17 protein-coding genes are annotated in these 20,467 nt (G+C 46.7%); 14 read left to right on the forward strand and 3 right to left on the reverse strand.

The features are described from left to right. Positions 1–11: 11 nt before the first annotated feature. On the reverse strand, positions 12–1,130 hold the full coding sequence (gene fruB, locus L4D19_RS19795) for a fused PTS fructose transporter subunit IIA/HPr protein (RefSeq protein ID WP_428453924.1): 1,119 nt from the start codon (positions 1,128–1,130) through the stop codon (positions 12–14). A 273-nt stretch (positions 1,131–1,403) separates the two neighbouring features. Between fruB and cra the strand changes: the two genes are divergently transcribed. Then, complete coding sequence (gene cra / locus L4D19_RS19800) at positions 1,404–2,387, forward strand: catabolite repressor/activator (protein ID WP_428453925.1); 984 nt, start codon at positions 1,404–1,406, stop codon at positions 2,385–2,387. A gap of 66 nt (positions 2,388–2,453) precedes the next feature. Here cra and L4D19_RS19805 read toward each other — a convergent pair whose 3' ends face one another. Continuing rightward, positions 2,454–4,019 carry a methyl-accepting chemotaxis protein gene (locus tag L4D19_RS19805; RefSeq protein WP_428453926.1) on the reverse strand — a complete coding sequence of 522 codons (1,566 nt, stop codon included), beginning with the start codon at positions 4,017–4,019 and terminating at the stop codon, positions 2,454–2,456. A gap of 515 nt (positions 4,020–4,534) precedes the next feature. Between L4D19_RS19805 and L4D19_RS19810 the strand changes: the two genes are divergently transcribed. The 13 genes from L4D19_RS19810 to L4D19_RS19870 all read left to right on the forward strand — a co-directional run bounded on the left by L4D19_RS19810 (position 4,535) and on the right by L4D19_RS19870 (position 19,381). After that, a complete protein-coding gene (locus L4D19_RS19810) occupies positions 4,535–6,568 on the forward strand; it encodes a S8 family serine peptidase (protein WP_428453927.1) in 2,034 nt (677 codons plus the stop codon). A gap of 9 nt (positions 6,569–6,577) precedes the next feature. Then, positions 6,578–6,982 (forward strand): hypothetical protein, encoded by a 405-nt coding sequence (locus L4D19_RS19815; protein WP_428453928.1) that lies wholly within the window; start codon positions 6,578–6,580, stop codon positions 6,980–6,982. Between the two features lie 305 nt (positions 6,983–7,287). After that, entirely contained in the window at positions 7,288–8,445 is a 1,158-nt protein-coding gene (locus tag L4D19_RS19820; protein WP_428453929.1) for a cyclic di-GMP phosphodiesterase, read from the forward strand. Between the two features lie 124 nt (positions 8,446–8,569). Further along, positions 8,570–10,105, forward strand: coding sequence for a GNAT family N-acetyltransferase (locus L4D19_RS19825; RefSeq protein WP_428453930.1), 1,536 nt, complete (start codon positions 8,570–8,572; stop codon positions 10,103–10,105). A gap of 159 nt (positions 10,106–10,264) precedes the next feature. Beyond that, complete coding sequence (locus L4D19_RS19830; RefSeq protein WP_428453931.1) at positions 10,265–10,699, forward strand: SUF system Fe-S cluster assembly regulator; 435 nt, start codon at positions 10,265–10,267, stop codon at positions 10,697–10,699. Positions 10,700–10,740: 41 nt separating this feature from the next. Continuing rightward, a complete protein-coding gene (gene sufB, locus L4D19_RS19835; RefSeq protein WP_428453932.1) occupies positions 10,741–12,195 on the forward strand; it encodes a Fe-S cluster assembly protein SufB in 1,455 nt (484 codons plus the stop codon). A 28-nt stretch (positions 12,196–12,223) separates the two neighbouring features. Continuing rightward, positions 12,224–12,964: a Fe-S cluster assembly ATPase SufC gene (gene sufC, locus L4D19_RS19840; protein ID WP_428453933.1), complete on the forward strand. Its 741-nt coding sequence runs from the start codon at positions 12,224–12,226 to the stop codon at positions 12,962–12,964. 38 nt (positions 12,965–13,002) lie between these two features. Further along, positions 13,003–14,391, forward strand: coding sequence for a Fe-S cluster assembly protein SufD (sufD, locus tag L4D19_RS19845; RefSeq protein WP_428453934.1), 1,389 nt, complete (start codon positions 13,003–13,005; stop codon positions 14,389–14,391). Then, a complete protein-coding gene (locus L4D19_RS19850) occupies positions 14,388–15,683 on the forward strand; it encodes a cysteine desulfurase (protein WP_428453935.1) in 1,296 nt (431 codons plus the stop codon). The genes sufD and L4D19_RS19850 overlap by 4 nt, the downstream gene beginning before the upstream one ends. A 17-nt stretch (positions 15,684–15,700) precedes the next feature. Further along, entirely contained in the window at positions 15,701–16,165 is a 465-nt protein-coding gene (gene sufU / locus L4D19_RS19855; RefSeq protein ID WP_428453936.1) for a Fe-S cluster assembly sulfur transfer protein SufU, read from the forward strand. A gap of 47 nt (positions 16,166–16,212) precedes the next feature. Beyond that, positions 16,213–16,767, forward strand: coding sequence for a putative Fe-S cluster assembly protein SufT (gene sufT / locus L4D19_RS19860; RefSeq protein ID WP_428453937.1), 555 nt, complete (start codon positions 16,213–16,215; stop codon positions 16,765–16,767). 3 nt (positions 16,768–16,770) lie between these two features. Then, entirely contained in the window at positions 16,771–17,094 is a 324-nt protein-coding gene (locus L4D19_RS19865) for a Rieske (2Fe-2S) protein (RefSeq protein WP_428453938.1), read from the forward strand. 658 nt (positions 17,095–17,752) lie between these two features. After that, positions 17,753–19,381: a methyl-accepting chemotaxis protein gene (locus tag L4D19_RS19870; RefSeq protein ID WP_428453939.1), complete on the forward strand. Its 1,629-nt coding sequence runs from the start codon at positions 17,753–17,755 to the stop codon at positions 19,379–19,381. A gap of 376 nt (positions 19,382–19,757) precedes the next feature. Here L4D19_RS19870 and can read toward each other — a convergent pair whose 3' ends face one another. Then, the gene (gene can, locus L4D19_RS19875; protein WP_428453940.1) at positions 19,758–20,408 is read right to left on the reverse strand and encodes a carbonate dehydratase; all 651 of its coding nucleotides are present in this window, start codon (positions 20,406–20,408) and stop codon (positions 19,758–19,760) included. Between the last annotated feature and the right edge of the window lie 59 nt (positions 20,409–20,467).

The raw sequence follows: 20,467 nt of genomic DNA on the forward strand, positions 1-20,467 counted from the left end.
AAGATCACTCATTACTTACCCTCGCCCAAACCATCGGCAATGGCCTGCCCGATAGCCGCCAGTGCTGCTTTAGCATCATCACCCTGAGCGGTAAATTGCAGTTCGTGGCCCTGCTTCACACCAAGAGCAATCACTTTCATCAGGCTCTTGGCATTCACGGCCTTGCCATCACCATTGAGGTTGGCAACCAAAATATTCGATTCGAATTTCTTGGCAACACTGACCAGCATGGCACCGGGACGGGCATGCAGGCCGTGAGGGTTGCGGATTTTAAATACGTCGCTATTACCTTCGATAACTTCTTGCGTCAGCAGCGATACAACTTTTTCTTCATCTGCCGTAAATAATTTGTCGGCCTGCTGTTTGTATAAAAGCTGCGCCAGGTAGTTCATGTTGTTCAGGTGAGCGCCGTTGCAAGCTGCCACCATCAGCAGCCCCTTGACCGGTTTGCCCTGCTCATCGAATTCTGTTGCCGGAGTGACAAAGGACAGAGCAGTTTTGGTCACCTCTTTGTCGGTTTTGGCAAGCCATAAACCTTGTCCGAGGTAGCTCGCACCTGTTGCGATGGCATCGGCAACACTGGTGTTACCCGTAGCCTGGCGATTTTTGATTAATCCAGCTGCAACCGCTGTCAGCTGAATCAGATCTGTCGCCGGAAAGGCCAGTTGAACAAGACCAGCATCAAACTCGGCTTCTAGCTGTTCGTCACCGTTCAGAATGGCAATCAATCCTTCTGCGCTATCGCAGTGCTTTAGCTTTTCTTCCACGCCGTCGGCTGACAGGACTTTCGTCAGTTGCTTGAGGATCCCAAGGTGCTCATCTGATTTTGCTGCAATACCAATTGCAAGATAGGCTGTCTTTCCCTCTCCCCAATCCACACCTTGTGGAAAGTGATGTACGCGAACACCGGTTTGCTTCACCAAACCACGGGTATCTGTTGTTCCGTGAGGGATTGCAATGCCATTGCCCAGAAACGTGGAATTTTGCGCTTCCCTGTCCAGCATGCCGTTGACATACCCTGTATCAACCAGACCTTGTTGCTCCAGACCGGTAGCCAATGCCTTGATAGCTTGTTGCTTATCAGCAGCAGATTGCTTTAGCTGAATATCGCTCTTTGATAATGACAGCATGAACTCTCTCCAGTATTCGATGACTCGGCGAAATGCACTTTCGCCCTATCTACACGTCTTTAATTCTAGTTAACTTCAGCAAAAGCTGAATCGATTCAGCTTTTGCTGAAAATAAAAGCTTCAGCAGAACTTTGCTCAAGTAAAATTAGCTTTGCTGAAACCTTTCAGCTGACATGCTGAATGGTTTCAGCTAATATTGCAATTGTTCTGTGTCAGATCATTTGCGAATATATGATCAGGCGCACAAATTCTACTAAAGACTAAGAATCGAGAATGAAGTTAGACGAAATAGCCAAACTGGCTGGGGTGTCACGAACGACAGCCAGCTATGTCATCAATGGCAAAGCGGCAAAGTACCGGATCAGCGAGAAAACCCAGCAAAAAGTTATGGCTGTAGTTGATGAGTTTAACTACCGGCCTGACCATGCCGCCACTTCTCTGCGAGCCGGAAGCAGCCGCTCTTTTGGCCTGATCATCCCGGATCTGGAAAACAGCAGTTATGCCAAGCTGGCGAAACTGCTGGAACGCGATGCCCGCAAAGCTGGTTATCAGCTTATTATTTCCTGCTCGGATGACGATATCGACACAGAAATGAAAGTCGCGGAAACCCTACTGAGCAGACGCATTGATGCCTTACTGGTTGCCAGTGCCCTGCCTGCCGATCATTCTTTCTATAAGAAGATCCAGGCCGGTGGTGTACCGGTTATCGCGATTGACCGTGCCTTGGATGACGAAGAGTTTGCCAGTGTGATCAGCGAAGACCTCGAAGGGGCTTTCGAACTAACGCAAAGCCTGCTCGCCAAGAACATCGCCAGTATTGGCCTGGTCGGTGCCGTCCCGGATCTGGGTGTATCAAAAGAGCGTGAGCAAGGCTTCTACTCAGCCATTCATACTCAGCACCAGGAGCTGGAAACATTTGTCACCTATGGCGATCACTTCAGCCAGCAGCAAGGCCAACAACAGGTTCAGCAGTGGATCGACAACAATACCCTGCCCGACGCTATACTGGCGACCTCATACACACTGTTCGAAGGTATCCTAGACTGCTTGTTAGCCAATCCTGAGCTGATGCAGAAAACCCACCTTGCCACTTTTGGTGATAACCGGTTGCTGGATTTCCTGCCGATTAAGATTCAATCTTTGCCGCAGCAGTTCGAGCTGATTGCGGATAATGCCCTGGAACTTGCGCTTAATGCCGCTGCCGGACGCTACCGGACAGGGATTGAGGTGGTGCCGCGGAAAATCAAACGCCGCTGACATTAAACGTTACGCATTAAAAAGCCCCTGAAAAGGGGCTAATTATTAAGTGGAAAGATAAATTGGCTAGCGACCTATTTTGAAAGAACCGACATGGCGATCCAACGTCTGAGCCAACTCTGCCAGATCCTGGCTCGATCTTTCCAACTCTTCGCTAGCAGCAAGCCCCACTTTTACCGAGCTATCTACCGTATCCATATTGAGGTTGATTTCATTGGCGACACTTGTCTGCTGCTCGGTCGCAGTGGCAACCTGCGTATTCATATCAAGAATTGTCATCACCAGTGCAGAAATCTTTTCCAGTGCCTGCTGCGCTTCTTCTGTTGCCTGAGAACCTTCAGCGGTTAACGACTGGCTGCTATCCATTGCCTCAACCGCGTTTTTGGCTTCATTCTGCAGCTGATCAATCATGGCCTGGATTTCATTGGTTGACTGGGCCGTTTTGGTCGCCAGGTTTCTTACCTCATCGGCAACCACCGCAAAACCACGACCGGCTTCACCTGCACGCGCCGCTTCAATCGCCGCATTCAGTGCCAGCAAGTTGGTCTGCTCCGAGATACCTCGAATCACTTCAAGAATTGAGCCGATAGATTGGGTTCTGTCAGCCAAAGAAGTGATCACTCCTGACATCTCGTTCATTTGATCGGCAAGGCCAGTAATAGTTGTGGTGGCTTCCTGCAGGATCCTCTGCCCTTCCTGAGTCTCGATATTGGCATTCTCGGCAGACTCCGCGGCACCCGCCGCATTTTGTGAAATCTCACCTATGGTCGCAATCATCTCGTTCATTGAGGTAACCACCAGCAGCGACTGCTCGCTCTGTTCATGGCCGCGTGACAATGCCTGCTGAGACTGGCCTCGTAACTCTGTGGCAGTTCGGCCGAGATCGACGCCGGTATTGACGACCTGACCAATAATTTCATTGATTTTACCGACAAAGATATTGAAGGCTGTTGAGATATGGGCAATTTCATCATTGCCTCGAACAGGTAACCGAATAGTCAGGTCACCATCCCCCTTCGATATATCTTCCAGTGCATCTTGTAGTCCCGACAGTGGCCTTAACAGTTTGCCAAGCAAACCCATTAAGACACATCCGCACAGGATGAAGATACCCAAAATGGCTACCAATTGAGTGATAACGATGCCTTTCGCCGCGTCACTGACTTCTGTGATCGGAATACCGATATCAAAGGTACCGTACAGTTCACCGTTAACATAAATAGGAGAAAGAATGTCATAAACCCAGACTTGCTGAACATCGGCATACCATTTGGAGTGCTGCGGAATGCCTCTCGTTGCCCCGTCGACCGTGTAGTTATCTTTGTAGACTTTGTTTAGCTTTTCGGCATCACTATGGGCGACTGCCTGAACATTTTTATCGATAACAACCGCATAGCTAATATCAGAACGGGCTTTCAGCGACTGCATCAACTTTTGCAAGTCATCCAGAGGCTGTGAAGAAGTACTCAGGACATACTCGACGTTTTTGGCAAGCAGCTCGGCCTGAGCCTGAGATTTCTTCAAGATAATCTTGTCGATTTCATGATGAGAGATATAAGACGTTGAAGAGATACTTGTTATTGCTGCGATTGCAAACATAATACAAACGGCAATTAATATGGTTTTTTTCATCTATATGTACCTTAGTGCCACTAACAGCAGTATATCGCTGATTTTTATCGGAAAATAGTACACAACAAGCTCGCATATCACTTCAACGCATAGCAAAAAGGTTGATATAGCTCTCTGTATTCGTGCAAATACTCAAATATACCCAGGCAGCCGCATACTTTTTGACGACATACTAAACAATCTCGCCCCTTCATACTGGCAAGACTATTAATAACTCAACAAAGCAACTGACTACATATCGCAACTAAATACTCACGTAAAGTACATAACTTTTCAGTCTATTTACCCAAGCAATCCATTAAGACCAAGATATTCACACCCCCAATGTTAACCGTTCCAGTTGATAATCTGATACCCACCCAGTTTCTTAACATATCTTTCGAATTAATTTTTCATCTTAGATTAGTTAGAGCTATATGTAACACGTTGCCTATGTGGCGTTTTTATTCATCAAAAGTGAATAAAGATCATTAGGTTACAAAATACAAATATGCTCATTAATAAGGAAAGAGCGAATGAATAACAAAAATAATATGGCCGTTGTCAGTTGTCTCTTACCACTAGCCGCCTTAGCTGCTGGTGCCAGTGCAACCGCAAACGCAGATACGTTGGCTACGTTTGACAAACCAAATATCCCTGTGAAATACATTGTTAAATTCAAAGAGCAACCGTCAAGCGAGATTTCTCTCAGGAGTGCAAGCTCGGTGTTCTCTGGTGAACGCGTTGCCCAGCGCTCACTGCTGGATCGTCTAAGCGCCGACAACATCGAAAAGTTCGGCACTGATGCAACATACAGCGCCCAACTCGACGAAGACGCAATACAGCAACTTCAAAACAACCCAGACGTTGATTATGTTGAGATCGACCCGCCTCGTTATCTGCTATCCCAAACTCTACCTTGGGGACAGACTTTCGTTGGTGCGACATTGCTTGATGACAGCAATGCCGGTAACAGAACGGTATGTATCATCGATTCTGGTTATGATCTTGCCCACAACGATCTTAGCGGTAACCAGGTAAACGGTACCAATGACAGCGGAACAGGCAGCTGGTCTTCACCGGGTCAGCACAATGCTCACGGTACCCACGTTGCCGGTACTATCGCCGCTATCTCGAATACTGAAGGTGTGGTAGGCGTATTACCAAACCAAAATGTCAATTTGCATATCGTTAAGGTATTTAATGAATCAGGTTGGGGCTATTCATCCGGTCTGGTGAAGGCCATTGATACCTGTGTCGCCAACAACGCCAATGTGATCAACATGAGCCTGGGTGGCAGCAACTCCAGCCGGACCGAAGAAGCGGCACTCAAAACCCACTATGGCAACGGCGTATTATTAATTGCCGCGGCGGGTAATGACGGCAATACCGCTCATAGCTACCCGGCGTCATACGATTCGGTCATGTCTGTTGCTGCCGTGGATAACCAAAAACACCACGCGGATTTCTCACAGGCAACCAATCAGGTTGAGATTGCAGCGCCCGGCGAGGCAATTCTGTCTACCGTCACTCTGGGTGAAGGCCGCCTTGCCGATATTAACCTGGCCGGACAAAGCTACTTCGACCGCGGTGTTGTCCCTCATAACCGTTTAGTGAATATCAACGGTAGCTATCAGCCAAGTCCGGTTCCCGGCTCTGTGACTGCCGAACTTGCCCGCTGTGATGTTTCATCTGGCGCTTATAACTGTGGCAACATGAGCGGAAAAGTCTGTCTGACTGAGCGTATCGGTAACCAGCTATCTGGTACCTACCCTGAAGTTGATGCTGTTAAAGCCTGTTATAACGCAGGAGCTTCAGCTGCTATCGTATACAGTAATGCCGAACTGGCCGGTCTACAGAACCCATTCCTTGTCGATACTAACAGTAGCTATGATCTTGTGTCGGTCTCTGTTGATCGTGCCCTTGGACAAGAGCTAGAAAATGCCGTAGGCCAGACAATAACGGTTAATAGCTCTATTAACGAAGACTACGAGTACTATAACGGGACGTCCATGGCAACACCGCATGTTGCAGGGGTTGCAGCCTTAGTATGGAGCTACCACCCTCAATGTACAGCCAGTCAGGTTCGTAGTGCGATGACAGCTACCGCTGAAGATATTGATGTCGCAGGTCGTGATAACCGAACTGGTTTTGGCTTGATTGATGCTGTATCCGCCAAGGAATACCTCGACGCCGGGTGTAACGGCCCAGAAGGCAATGGAAATGGCACCAGCTTTGAAAATACTCAGGCTACAGCCATTCCTGATAACTCACTCTCCGGTATTACCAGCGAAATCAACGTAACCCGTGCAGGCGATGCTGGTGTGCTGAGCGTTGATCTCAACATAACTCACACCTACATCGGTGATCTAAATGTCAAATTGATTGCCCCAACAGGTGAGTATGTTGTCCTGCATAACCACAGCGGAGGCTCAAGCAACAACATCCTGAACTCTTATACAGTTGACTATACTGGTATCGAATCTCAGGGGACTTGGCAGCTAAAAGTCTATGATAACGCCCGCCGCGATACAGGAACACTCAATAGCTGGCGTATCAACTTTAAATAAGGTTGGCATATGCAAAATAAACATGCTTCGACGTTTTATTCAGGTATAAAGCCCATTTGTGGATTGGTATTGAGTGCTGCGCTTTTTTCTAGCTTTTCGGTTCAGGCCTATAACAAAGGTATGCCTGCTCCCGGCGCAAAAGAACAAGCCGAGCTCAGCCAGGAAAACAGCCAGGCAAGCTATTACCTGAAATATAAACCCGACATGAAAGCACAAGCGAAGTCTTTGGTAACCAAGTTGGGTGGAACAATCACAGACACAATGCCTGAGCGGCGTGTTTTGATCGTCTCACTCGACAAGAGTGATGTTGATAATCTCACCGCTAATCGAAAGCAATATAGCGATATCATCGATTACGTCGAGATCAACCCACAACGACAGTTGCTCGAGAAGAAAACCAGCTTGTCTTACTAAGAAGCTTAGATAGTGTGAGCTGTTGATCATTCATTACGATCGTTGTGAACATATTAACGCTTCATTATAAGCAATAAGACCAAAAGGAGGTGCACTTTGCACCTCCCTTTTCTTTGTCAGTTAATTGAATCACTATAGATTAGGCTCTAATACTTCCTTTTAAGCGCTTTTTAATGAAACTGGAGGCATACCCTTTCTGACGTTAGGTCTCAATTTCGAATAATTGCTCTGATATCAATACGACTGTATCTGACTTTTGGTCTAACATGCTCAATGGACTATGCAAGGATGGTGATTAATCGAATATGGTTCAGGCAGTTGCAGTTGAAGATCTCTGCGAAGGATTATTTGTCGTTGCACTGGAAAACGCCAAAGGCCGATTACGAGTCAACAAGCCGGGTAGAATTCACTCTATCGACTTGATTAACCAGATTAAGGCCAATGGTATACAAACCGTGTGGGTGGACTTCGAGCAATCGGACTTAAGCTACTTTGTACCCGAGCGCCATCAACGCAATCCGAAACCTCCCAAAACCACCTCGATGGATACCGAGCGAAAAAGAGCAGAGTCGATATTAGTCAAATCGAAAGATTTGCTGAGCAAGGCTATCGATAATTTGTATGAAGGCAAAAATATCGATATTGCTCCAATTGCCGATCTATCTGAAAGTATTGTCGACTCCATTCGCTGTAACCCCGATGCCATTCATTGTGTCGCGGCATTACGTAACAAAGATAGCTACCTGCTAGAACACTCCCTCAACGTTGCTTTCCTGATGGTGAGCTTTGGTCGCCACCTTGGCTTAAATCAGCAGGTACTCAAGCAACTGGCCATTGGTGGCCTACTGCATGACATTGGCAAAACCCAGGTCAAACTTGAGGTACTTAACAAGCCAGCCCGATTGACCCCGGAAGAATTTGAGCACATGAAGCTTCATCAGGTACTGTCTGAACCTCTATTAGATTGCATTCCGGGCCTGTCCGATATGAGCCGACAAGTCAGCCTTCTTCACCATGAAAAGCTTGACGGAAGCGGCTACCCCCGCGGTTTATATGGTGACGAAATCTCACTGGTAGGCAGAATGAGTGCCATTGTCGATATTTACGATGCCTTAACAGCGACTCGCTGCTACAAAGAGTCTATGAGCCCGACCGCAGCTTTTAACATTCTCAAATCAATGACACCGCATCATTTAGATAGTGAGCTATTGAATGAGTTTATTCGCAATGTCGGCGTCTACCCGGTTGGGTCACTGGTCGAGTTATCAGATAAGCGTGTTGGCTTAGTGTGGGAATCTAATGAGGAATCCTTCCTCCAGCCCATCGTAAAATGTTTCTATTCAATGAAATATGGTCGCTACCTAGATGTAGAAATGATCAATCTCACAGAAAGAAAACAGTTAGTCATAGAACGAGGGTTAAGTCCGGGGAAGGAAAACATAGACCCGACTCCCTATCGTTAATTGGAGTCCAACATGCAACACGTAAAGTGATACTGAGTTTTTAAGTCCAATTAGCAATAATCAGAACAATTAAACGAATTCTTTAATTCATACTGTATATATTCTGAGCGCTGAGATAGTTGAAATGGATACCAATACTCCCTTGCTAAACCTTCGTACTATAGCCTCTAGTGATTATGACGAGCTGGCTGCCTTGATGAACTTGGTGTTTGACGATGTCGGGGGGGCATGGCCACGAATGACAATTATGGATTTAATTCATCAATTTCCAGACGGTCAGATCTGCATTGAAGATAGCGGAAAGATCATCGGAGCGGCTCTGACTATCAAGGTGGATTATAACCGCTTTTCACTCAACCATACCTACACCGATATTATCAACGAGCAAAATGTCATTCAGCACCAAGACACCGGTGATGCGTTATACGGACTGGATGTGTTTGTTCACCCTGATTACCGAGGGCTTCGCCTCGGACGTCGCCTTTACGATGCTCGCAAGGAGCTTTGCCGAAACACTAACCTTAAAGCGATATTAGCCGGGGGCCGAATCCCTCACTACCAGCAAGTTGCCGACCAGCTATCTGTCCTTGAGTACATTGAAAAAGTCAAACGAAAGGAACTTCATGACCCTATCCTGTCTTTCCAGCTCGCCAATGATTTTGATGTTAAGCGACTGATGAAGCACTACCTGCCCGAAGACACCAAATCTTGCGGTTATGCCACCCTGCTTGAATGGGATAATGTTTTTTATGATGAGGTTGCTCCGTCAATCCTCGATACCGAGAAAACCTTGGTGCGTCTAGGCATTGTTCAGTGGCAAATGCGGATGATGGTTTCGGTAGACGACTTGATAGATCAGGCTGAATTCTTCGTCTCATCGCTTTCAGGTTACCAAGCCGACTTCGCTCTCTTCCCGGAATTTTTCAATGCCCCTCTGATGGGGTTAAAGCCTGAACATAGCTCAGTAGAAGCCATCCGTTTTTTGAGTGAATTTACGGAAGAGATAAAACAACGATTTTCTCAGCTGGCAGTCACGTACAATATCAATATTATCTCGGGAAGCATGCCTGAGCTGAAAGATGACTGCCTTTATAATGTTTCTTACCTGCTACACCGCGATGGCAGCATAGACGAACAGTATAAAATCCATATTACTCCCCACGAGCAACGGGACTGGGTGATTGATGGTGGTGATAAGGTGAAGGTATTCGAGACGGATGCCGGGCGCGTTGGGATTCTGATTTGCTACGATGCGGAGTTTCCCGAGCTCGGCCGTATGTTAGCCGAGCAAGGCGTACAAATTATGTTTGTACCTTTCTGGACTGACACCAAAAATGGCTATTTGCGAGTCAGGTTATGTGCACAGGCAAGAGCAATCGAAAATGAATGCTACGTTGCCATCGGAGGCAGCATCGGCAACTTACCACGGGTCAATAATGTTGACATCCAATATGCCCAATCAGCGGTATTTTCTCCATCCGATATTTACTTTCCCCACGATGCAACAATCACTGAAGCAAGCCCAAACACAGAAATGATAATTTTTGCCGATGTAGAGCTCGATAAACTCAAATACCTCAATACGGAAGGATCTGTAACCAACCTGCGTCATCGCCGTCTTGATCTTTACGGCGGCTTCACTAGCTCCAAGCAAAAATGAGTAGTTAATTCTATTCAGTCCTACCCACTTAAACCGACTGCATTGGTATAAGTAGTGCACTGGTATAAGCAGTGCCTTGTTAGATGTAATCAATCTGGACAGTAGCGGCCTGTCTCATGAAGTAGGACTATAATAGTCCTATATAGAGAGGTTTTGCCTATGTTGCGAGTTAGCAAAATGACAGACTATGGCTCTGTACTGTTAACCTTTATGGCCCGCCATCCTGAACAAATCTTCAGTACCGCGTCACTGGCCCGTGCTATCTACCTACCGCCGACAACGGTAAGCAAATTACTAAAAATACTGCACAGTAGTGGCCTTGTTCTTTCAACTCGCGGCAAAAATGGCGGTTATCGGCTCGCCTATCCGGCCCAGCAGATCACCTTGGCCCAAATTGTTGATGCCCTAGAAGGAACCATCGCCGTAACAGAGTGCTCAATAAAAAAGGATTTGTGCCAGATAGAAAAGTACTGTGAGATCCGAGGCCACTGGTTGGGTATCAACAAAGTGATCTACAACAGTCTGGCCCAGGTCACGCTGCAGGACATGCTCTCACATGAGATCAAACCGGAACCACTGACACTAACAAAATAACAAGTCGATGGACGTACATGGTGTTTAATGGAGGGGTCGTAATGACAACTCGAACACAAGGTTTAGACCATTTTGTTAATGACGACTATCCGCACGGATTTGTTACCGAGCTGGACGAAGATCGCCTCGAACCCGGACTCAGCGAAGAGGTGATACGTTGTATATCGGCCAAGAAAAACGAACCGGTTTTTATGCTTGAATGGCGGCTGAAAGCCTACCGTCACTGGCTGACACTGAGAGTCCCGACCTGGTCTAAGTTGTATTACCCTCCAATCGATTACGACTCGATGATCTACTATGCCGCACCAAAATCATCAGCCGACGGGCCACAAAGCCTTGAAGAGGTCGATCCCAAACTACTACAGACCTATGAAAAGCTCGGCATCCCACTTCACGAACAAGCCCAGCTGGCAGGCGTCAAAGGCGCAGTTGATGCCGTATTCGACAGTATCTCTGTTGCAACCACCTTCAAGCAAAAACTCGCCGATGTCGGTATTATTTTCTGTTCCTTTTCCGAAGCCGTTCGCAATCATCCTGATCTAATACAGAAGTATCTGGGAACTGTCGTCCCCTACACCGACAACTTCTATGCCGCCTTAAATGCAGCAGTCTTCAGCGATGGCTCTTTCTGCTACATCCCGAAAGGTGTTCGCTGCCCAATGGAGCTATCGACCTATTTTCGGATCAATGCCGCCAATACAGGCCAGTTCGAACGCACCCTGATCATCGCAGAGGACGATAGCTACGTCAGCTATCTCGAAGGTTGTACGGCACCAATGCGCGACGAACACCAACTCCATGCTGCAGTGGTAGAGCTGATAGCCCTCGACCGCGCCGAGATAAAGTACTCTACCGTGCAAAATTGGTATCCGGGAGATAAAGAAGGAAAAGGCGGGATCTATAACTTCGTGACCAAGCGCGGGTTATGTCGCGGTCAACATGCCAAGATCTCCTGGACTCAGGTCGAAACTGGTTCTGCCATTACCTGGAAATACCCAAGCGTAATCTTGCAGGGCGATCATTCCAGCGGAGAATTCTACTCAGTGGCACTGACCAATAATTATCAGCAGGCCGATACAGGCACCAAAATGACCCACATCGGCAACAACACTTCCAGCACCATTATATCCAAAGGGATCTCTGCCGGTCACGGCTCCAATGCCTACCGTGGTCTGGTGCATGTCAGTCCAAAAACCACCAATGCCCGCAATTACAGCCAATGTGACTCGCTGCTGCTGGGGAATAAATGCAGTGCCCATACTTTCCCCTATATTGAGGTCAAGCACCCGTCTGCAAACATTGAGCACGAGGCCACAACATCAAAAATAAGTGATGAACAACTCTTTTATTGCCTGCAACGCGGCATTGCCCCGGAAGCGGCGGTATCTATGATTATCAACGGATTTTGCAAAGATGTATTTCGCAAGCTTCCTATGGAATTTGCGGTAGAAGCCCAGGCTCTGATGGAAGTCAGCCTGGAAGGTTGTGTCGGTTAAGGTGAACAGCTCGCGGAGAAACAGCAGCATGCTAAACATTGAAGATCTACACGTCAGCGTTGACGGAAAAGCGATTCTCAAAGGTTTGCAGATGACGGTCAAACCGGGAGAAGTGCATGCCATCATGGGGCCGAACGGCTCGGGCAAAAGCACGCTGGCCAATACACTGGCCGGACATGAAAGTTACAACGTCACGGCAGGCGCAATCCAATATGACGGCCATGACCTATTAACCATGACCGCTGACCAGCGAGCCTGCGAAGGTGTATTTGTCGCCTTTCAATACCCGACAGAGATCCCGGGGGTAAGCAATATCCAGTTTCTCAAAACCGCATTGAACAGCCAGCGCAAATACCACCAGCTTGACGAGCTGGATGCCGTCGATTTTCTACAACAGGTTAAAGCCAAGGTTGCTCAAGTCGGCATGGAAGAGAGCCTGCTCTACCGCGCTGTTAATGAAGGCTTTTCCGGAGGTGAAAAGAAGCACAATGAAATATTGCAACTGCTAGTACTAGAGCCACGACTGGCAATTCTTGATGAGACGGATTCAGGGCTTGATATTGATGCCCTGAAAACTATCGCCGCAGGCGTTAATGCCTTTCGTAACAGTGAACGGGCAATTATCTTAGTCACCCATTACCAGCGGTTACTGAACTTTATAAAGCCGGATTTTGTACATATCTTGATGAACGGCAAGATCGTCCGTTCGGCAGGGCCAGAGTTAGCACTCGAACTGGAAGAGAAAGGGTACGGGGAATGGGTAGCCTAGCTCATTTATTAACTCCCCCAACCTCAACGGAGGCTGAAATGAACGCCAGCGAACGTTTCTGTCATGCTTATTCCCAGCACAGAAACAGCGAACAGCCCAACAACGCACAACATTTGAGCTGGTTACAGCAGCTGCAAGATAATGCGTTAGAGAGTTTTACGGCTCAGGGCCTGCCTGGCTCACGAGAAGAAAGCTGGAAGTACACTCGGCTCACCCAAATTGAGCAAGTTGAATTTGCCCCTTCTGGACAAAACGCAGGCGCAGGGGCTAGTTACAACGTTCGCCCTGATGATATCCCTCTCTGCGCAGACAGCCTCCGACTGGTGTTTATTGACGGCATATTCGCGCCGGCGCTTTCAAGCCTCAACGACTTACCTAACGGACTCCTTTTATGCAATATTGCCCAGGGGTTGAATCGTCACACTCACCTTCTCTCTTCAGCGCTTGGCACTGTTACCGAACATAATAATCATCCTTTTGCAGCCCTGAATACCATGTTTATGGCTGACGGTGTTTTATTGCAAGTAATGCAAGGTTGCAAAGTCCAGATGCCTATCCACTGCCTGTTTTACACTACAGATGCTGACAGGCCTGTAATGTATTCTCCTCGCCTGTTATTGCTGGCCGAAGACAATACAGAGGTAACGGTTATAGAACACTATCTGGGAAACAGTAATGGTCGCCTTCATTATCAACATCAAAACAGCGAGCTGCATTTGACAAATGCACTCACTGAGGTTGTCCTTGGCCGCGATGCTACCCTTCATCACTATAAATTGCAGTGTGAGTCCGACAAAACCTGCCACGTAGCCGGAATGCATGTCGAGCAACAGCAAAGCAGCCAATTTTATAGCCACAACATTTCTCTCGGTGCCTGTTTGGCAAGAAATGACATCTGTATAAAATTGGCTAAAGAAGGTGCCGGATGCCACCTCCATGGCGCTTACTGCATAGCTAACAAACAACATGTCGATTTTCATACCCAAATCGATCATCTCGTAGCAAATTGTCACAGCAATGAACTGTATAAAGGCGTGATCCAGGATAAGGCCCGGGCTGTGTTTAACGGTATGGTCGTCGTCCACCCCGAGGCGCAATATAGTGATGCTCAGCTCATCAACAAGAACCTGCTGCTTTCGGCGAAAGCCGAAGTAGATACCAAACCTGAGCTGCAGATCTATGCCGATGATGTCAAATGCAGCCACGGGGCTACTGTCGGTCAACTCGATCCTGCCGCGCTGTTTTACCTGCAGTCACGTGGGATCTCGAAAGAAGATGCTCAGTCACTTCTTATCACGGCTTTTATAAGCGACATTCTCCAAACAGTCGCCCCCCTCTCTGTACGGGAATTCATTGAGCCCCCACTTCGGGCTCAGCTAAACCGCTTAATACGTCAAACGCAGAAGGCACAGGAGCAACGACCATGACCATCAGCCGCTCATTGCCAACTCGCGATCAGCTCACTTCGGCAACCACGGTTTCAGCCTCACCCTCAATAAACGACGTTGACTGGCATGCGGTTCGAAATGACTTTCCATTACTCAAACAGCAGGTTTATGGTAAGCCACTGGTCTATCTCGATAATGCTGCAACCTCGCAAAAGCCTAATGTGGTGATCGAAACAGTCGAGCAGTATTACCGTCAGGATAATGCCAATGTCCACCGCGGCGTATACGCCTTAAGCGAACGAGCCACCGAACGTTACGAAGCAAGCCGGAACAAAGCTCAGAGCTTTATACATGCCGCCCATCGCGAGGAGATCATTTTTGTTCGTGGTACCACTGAGGCCATCAACCTGGTGGCGCAATGTTATGCCCGCCCGAGATTAACTCACGACAGTGAAATATTAATAAGTGCCATGGAGCACCATTCGAATATTGTCCCCTGGCAAATAGCCTGCCAGCAAACGGGTGCCAAACTGACGATTATTCCCATTTCGGATTCTGGCGAGATAAACCTTGATGATTATAAACAACGGCTGACCAGCCGAACCCGGCTAGTCGCGATTACCCACCTGTCGAATGCGCTCGGAACCATTCTGCCAGTCAAGGAAATGATCGCCATGGCCCATGCCCAGGACATCCCGGTATTGCTTGACGGTGCTCAGGCCGTACCTCACCTTAAAGTCGACGTTCAGGCGTTAGATTGTGACTTCTACGCCTTTTCCGGCCATAAAACCTATGGACCGACAGGTATAGGCGTTTTGTACGGCAAACAAGAAATTCTTGATGCAATGCCGCCCTATCAAGGCGGTGGCGATATGATCAGCCAGGTCAGCTTCGAGAATACCCAGTACAATAGTCTGCCCTACAAGTTTGAAGCCGGTACCCCGAATATTGTCGGCGCAATTGGGCTAGGCGCAGCACTCGACTATATTGACTCTCTTGGGTTAGATAACATTGCCCGGCATGAACAACCGTTGCTCGAATATGCCACTCAGGAGCTACTAACCATTAAAGGACTACGCATTATCGGTACGGGTAAGCACAAGGCCAGTATCATTTCTTTTGTTCTCGACGCCGCCCACCCTCACGACATCAGCTCGATTCTCGATCGGGAAGGCGTTGCCATTCGTGCCGGCCATCACTGCGCGATGCCGCTCATGGAGCGATTCCGGATCCCGGCGACAGCTCGGGTCTCGTTGGCTTGCTATAACACCAAAGACGATATTGACCGGCTGGTTCTGGCAATGAAACAAGTATTGGCCATTTTTAGCTAACAGCTGATGGGGGGCATATGAACGAAGAACTACGCGAACTATACCAAGAGCTAATCATCGATCATGGTCGTCATCCGCGTAACTTTCAGAAGCTCAGCAACCCTACGCATTGTCAGGAGGGATACAACCCGCTATGCGGGGATCGACTTATACTTTATCTCAGAATCAAAGATGACAAAGTACTCGATGCAAGCTTTGAAGGAACAGGATGCGCTATTTCCATCGCATCAGCATCTTTGATGACCGAACAACTCAAAGGCAAAACGGTGAATCAGGCAGAGCACTTATTTTCAAGTTTTCATCGCTATCTGACTGAACCTGAGTTACCTGCTTCACAGGAGGAAAATCTCGGGAAACTGACAGTTTTGAGAGGTGTCAGAGAGTTTCCCGGCCGTATAAAATGCGCCACCCTCGCCTGGCATGCCCTGAAAGCCGGACTGGCACCCGATGAACAAACCAAAGGTGTTGTATCAACAGAATAACGGCATTACTAAATGTCATTAAGAACAAAACAAGGGAAGCTATCGTCATGCATCCGAACATTGAAAAGGTAACAGTATTACGTGATTGCCCTGCCATCGCGATACCTTCAGGTATACCGGTAACCTTGGCAAAAGGCAGTGAAGTGCAAATCACCCAGGCATTGGGCAATACCTTTACCGTTAATGACCTCGGACGATTGCTGCGCATTGCAGGAAAAGATGCAGATGCCCTCGGCAAAACACAATCTCAGCCTAAGCCGTCGACAATAACCAGTGACAATAATACCGATGAGATTTTCGATCAGATTATGGCTCAGCTAAGAACCTGCTATGACCCGGAAATACCGATTAATATTGTCGATTTAGGGCTCATTTATCACTTAAGTTGCGACACATTGCTTAATGGCCGACAGATGATCCGCATCACCATGACGCTAACCGCTGCAGGCTGTGGGATGGGGCAAGTCCTCGCCGACGATATCCAGCAAAAGGTAGTTGCCCTCCCCGGAATAGACCTTGTCGACGTAAAACTTGTCTTTGATCCCCCCTGGAGCCAGGAGATGATGTCAGAGGCAGCCAAACTACAACTGGGAATGCTTTAAACAATGACTAACTGGACAGACGTAATGTCAGCAAAAGAGCTAGCAGAGGGGCAACATACACTGGTCGAGCTAGAAGGCATCGAGCTTCTCCTGGTCAATATCGATAATCATTACTACGCAGTAGAAAATGCCTGTAGCCATGACGGCGGCGATCTTAGTGAAGGAGAAATCAACGGCAGTGAAATAACCTGCCCCCGCCACGGTGCCCGCTTTTGCCTGAAAACCGGGGAAGTATTATGTGCCCCGGCTTTTGAAGATATTGAAGCCTATCCGATCAGAGTCGTCGATGGCAGAATACAGATTGCTATAAATACTGACTTAGGCTGACACACAGCAGCCGCAAGCATTAATAAAACGATCGTGATTAAATCAACAATTCGGCATTCGTTCTTAGCTCCGAAAATAGCGACCAAATATCTTTGTTCTATTATGACCTAAATTGATCACAGCCAATACGCAACAATATGCCTGCAACCATTCATTATTTCACCTTACCTTATACTTCCTCTAATTTAGAGCATTTAAACAATCAAAACCTCGAATCATTAATTTCAGCAAATAATGAGCATTTCATTTACACCAAACAAGCTAAATAGGTCAAAACCAATTCACACAGCATTCCATTATATTAAAATCGTCTAAAACCCAAAAAACAACCTTGTAATATCAATAACATACACCATAATAGCAACAACCTCCGTTAGGTTCGCCTTGTATAACAGCAGGCCAAATAAAGCACAATAAACTCTGTAATGTTTATTCAAGAACTTGAAATATGTTTATAATAGAGGTCCTTCCCCCTTTAGTTTACTCATTCACTGTAAAGTCACCATTACAGTTTAAACAGTAAAGTTTTCATATACGGTATAACATCATTTTTTGCAGTGCTATTATCGCACCGATTTTCATTTAATCATTTAAAGTGAAATCTCTCCATTGTGAGCGTTGTGGCTCACCACATATAACATCGGGTTTAAGGTTTAATATGTATAAAAATTTATCTATAGGGAAAAAGTTCGCTGCAATATTTTCGGTTATTTCATTTGTGATTGTTGCCTTTGGTGCTTACCTTCTAAGCGAATTGAGAATTGTTCAGGATGGAATTACAACATTTGATGAAATAGCCCTTCCAGGTGTCATATTAAGCAGCGACATCCAGTATGACGTTAATACTGTGCGACGCACCCAGTACGCTCTACTAACTTACAGCTCAGTACAGAAAAGGAAGGAGAGTATACAAACAACAATTGAGAGGAATGCAAAAATAGAGCAGGCCTTCTCAGAGTATCAGAAAACAATAACCGCCGAAGAAGATAGAGTGCAATTTAATAAAGTAAAAAAAGCATGGGGAAACTATCAAACAGTCTTGGTTAGTTTTAATGATGCTGTCTCTGATAACCGTATTGATGATGCACAACCGATTCTTGTTGGCTCGTTAGAAGAATATGAGCATTTGCAATCTCAGATCGATACCTTGAGACAAATGAATGTTGGCTTTGTCGATTTGAGCAGTAAAGAAATGATTTCAAGTACTGATAGTATGGAAGTATTGACGATAGGTTGTATTATCGGCCTTGTTATCTTCATGGTATTGATCAATCTATTCCTGACGCGTCAGATTTGCGTTCCACTCAATCAAGTCATGACTTTATCCGCTGAAATCGCATCTGGAAACTTGACGCATAAACTTAATCGTGAAGTCATCGGGAATGATGAGCTTGGTATGCTCGCGGACTCTAGCACTAAAATGCAGGATAAACTACGTCAACTGGTTGAAGATATCATTGCAGCTGTAACGCAGTTAAATACTGCAGTCGAAGAAGTTAGCGCTATATCTGAGCAGTCGTCTCAGGGCATGAAACAGCAACAAGACGAAATTACGATGGTCGCAACGGCAATGGATCAGATGAAAGCGACAGTAGCCGATGTCGCCAATAACACTGAAGAGGCTTCAGGTGCCGCGACATCAGCCAGTAATGAGTCTAAGCAAGGTAGTGAAGAAGTACAGCAAAGTGTCGATTCTATTTTGAAGGTTTCAGACGAAATTCAGAATGCTGGAACATTGGTACATCAACTAGAACAGGAATCAGCCAACATTAGTATGGTGGTTGATGTTATTCGCGATATCGCAGATCAAACAAATCTTCTGGCCCTGAACGCAGCAATTGAAGCCGCACGAGCTGGTGACCAAGGACGCGGTTTTGCTGTCGTCGCTGATGAAGTCCGTACTCTCGCAGGGCGCACACAAGACTCGACGGGCGAAATTGTTTCTATTATTAATAAACTACAAAAAAGCGCCCACGAAGCTAAAGAGGCCACCAGCCTGAGCTGCAATATGATCACCCTTAGTGTTGAACAGGGGCAGCAGACCGGCATCAAAATTAACTCAATTGAGAGTAATGTTTCCAAGATTGCCGAAATGAGTATGCATATTGCCAGTGCATGTAGCGAGCAGGATTCGGTAGCTGAAGAGTTAGGTCGCAATATCGAAAACATTAACCTCTCGTCAACTGAAGTAGCCGAAGGGGCGAATCAAACAGCCCAAGCCTGTATCGAATTGAGCCAATTAGCTGCTAATTTGCAAGCAACAATGAGATATTTCCGGGTAGTCTAAGATACCATATACCCAAACCACCTCAAGATGCAGGATTCAGAGTGAGGCCTGCGGGCTCAGATCAAGGAAAATAATGGTAGGAATGGTAGCCCCTTTCAACGTTATTTGACACAGAAATGAGTTCGCTGGCTCACTCCCAAAGGGCGAGTTCCTGTTCTTTTAAATAGATAGGGGCTTCTATGCGTTGTTACCGATTATTGATATAGAGCCACTAGATCTTCAAATCGGCGCCTAGCCTAGTAGCCAAGTAATTCTCGCTGAAACGAGCATCTTGAGGTGGCTTGGGTATACCACTACAGTTCATTTTTAAATGAACTGTAGTGATTTTTGAAAGACACAGATATCAATTATCAATGCCATCAATCATAACTCACTATTAGGATGGTGATAACAGTGCTGACATGGCAGCCTGATAGTTGGCCTCAAGAGATTCCCGACAAATTGCGGTGACACCGAGATCTTTCAGAACGCCATTATCTGTCCCATATACCAAACCATGAATAGTGATGTCCTGGCCACGCTCCCAAGCTTGCTGCATAATGGTCGAATGACCCAAGTTATTGACCTGCGTGACAACATTTATTTCACACATTTTATTCTCCAACTCTTCGCTGGATAACGCCCCCAGGACACTTTGATGTTTTAAACGTAAATCACGAATATGCAATAACCAGTTATTGATCAGCCCCAATGGCGGATTATCAATAGCTGCAGTCACCCCTTTGCAACCGTAATGACCACAAATAATAATATGCTTAACCTTTAGTACATCAACGGCATATTGAACCACTGACAAGCAGTTCAAATCAGTGTGAACGACCTGGTTGGCAACATTGCGATGAACAAACAGTTCCCCTGAACCCAAGCCGGTCAGAAGCTCTGCTGGAACTCGACTATCAGAACAACCAATCCAGAGATATTCCGGATATTGTGTTTTTGCCAGATGAGAAAAAAACTCTGGCCTTTCTTCCTTAACGCTCTCCGACCAAGAGAGATTATTTGCAAATAACTGCTTTATATCTGTCATGATGACGCCTTTTTATACACAAGCCGGACTGATTGCTAATCGGATGAATAATAAATTTC

It is taken from the genome of Photobacterium kasasachensis (assembly GCF_050336885.1).
Taxonomy (GTDB): domain Bacteria; phylum Pseudomonadota; class Gammaproteobacteria; order Enterobacterales; family Vibrionaceae; genus Photobacterium; species Photobacterium kasasachensis.

What these genes read in the sequence shown, in the direction of transcription:
- fruB (WP_428453924.1), bottom strand. Translation starts at nt 1,130, where the DNA reads ATGCTGTCATTATCAAAGAGCGATATTCAGCTAAAGCAATCTGCTGCT.
- cra (WP_428453925.1), top strand. Translation starts at nt 1,404, where the DNA reads ATGAAGTTAGACGAAATAGCCAAACTGGCTGGGGTGTCACGAACGACA.
- L4D19_RS19805 (WP_428453926.1), bottom strand. Translation starts at nt 4,019, where the DNA reads ATGAAAAAAACCATATTAATTGCCGTTTGTATTATGTTTGCAATCGCA.
- L4D19_RS19810 (WP_428453927.1), top strand. Translation starts at nt 4,535, where the DNA reads ATGAATAACAAAAATAATATGGCCGTTGTCAGTTGTCTCTTACCACTA.
- L4D19_RS19815 (WP_428453928.1), top strand. Translation starts at nt 6,578, where the DNA reads ATGCAAAATAAACATGCTTCGACGTTTTATTCAGGTATAAAGCCCATT.
- L4D19_RS19820 (WP_428453929.1), top strand. Translation starts at nt 7,288, where the DNA reads ATGGTTCAGGCAGTTGCAGTTGAAGATCTCTGCGAAGGATTATTTGTC.
- L4D19_RS19825 (WP_428453930.1), top strand. Translation starts at nt 8,570, where the DNA reads ATGGATACCAATACTCCCTTGCTAAACCTTCGTACTATAGCCTCTAGT.
- L4D19_RS19830 (WP_428453931.1), top strand. Translation starts at nt 10,265, where the DNA reads ATGTTGCGAGTTAGCAAAATGACAGACTATGGCTCTGTACTGTTAACC.
- sufB (WP_428453932.1), top strand. Translation starts at nt 10,741, where the DNA reads ATGACAACTCGAACACAAGGTTTAGACCATTTTGTTAATGACGACTAT.
- sufC (WP_428453933.1), top strand. Translation starts at nt 12,224, where the DNA reads ATGCTAAACATTGAAGATCTACACGTCAGCGTTGACGGAAAAGCGATT.
- sufD (WP_428453934.1), top strand. Translation starts at nt 13,003, where the DNA reads ATGAACGCCAGCGAACGTTTCTGTCATGCTTATTCCCAGCACAGAAAC.
- L4D19_RS19850 (WP_428453935.1), top strand. Translation starts at nt 14,388, where the DNA reads ATGACCATCAGCCGCTCATTGCCAACTCGCGATCAGCTCACTTCGGCA.
- sufU (WP_428453936.1), top strand. Translation starts at nt 15,701, where the DNA reads ATGAACGAAGAACTACGCGAACTATACCAAGAGCTAATCATCGATCAT.
- sufT (WP_428453937.1), top strand. Translation starts at nt 16,213, where the DNA reads ATGCATCCGAACATTGAAAAGGTAACAGTATTACGTGATTGCCCTGCC.
- L4D19_RS19865 (WP_428453938.1), top strand. Translation starts at nt 16,771, where the DNA reads ATGACTAACTGGACAGACGTAATGTCAGCAAAAGAGCTAGCAGAGGGG.
- L4D19_RS19870 (WP_428453939.1), top strand. Translation starts at nt 17,753, where the DNA reads ATGTATAAAAATTTATCTATAGGGAAAAAGTTCGCTGCAATATTTTCG.
- can (WP_428453940.1), bottom strand. Translation starts at nt 20,408, where the DNA reads ATGACAGATATAAAGCAGTTATTTGCAAATAATCTCTCTTGGTCGGAG.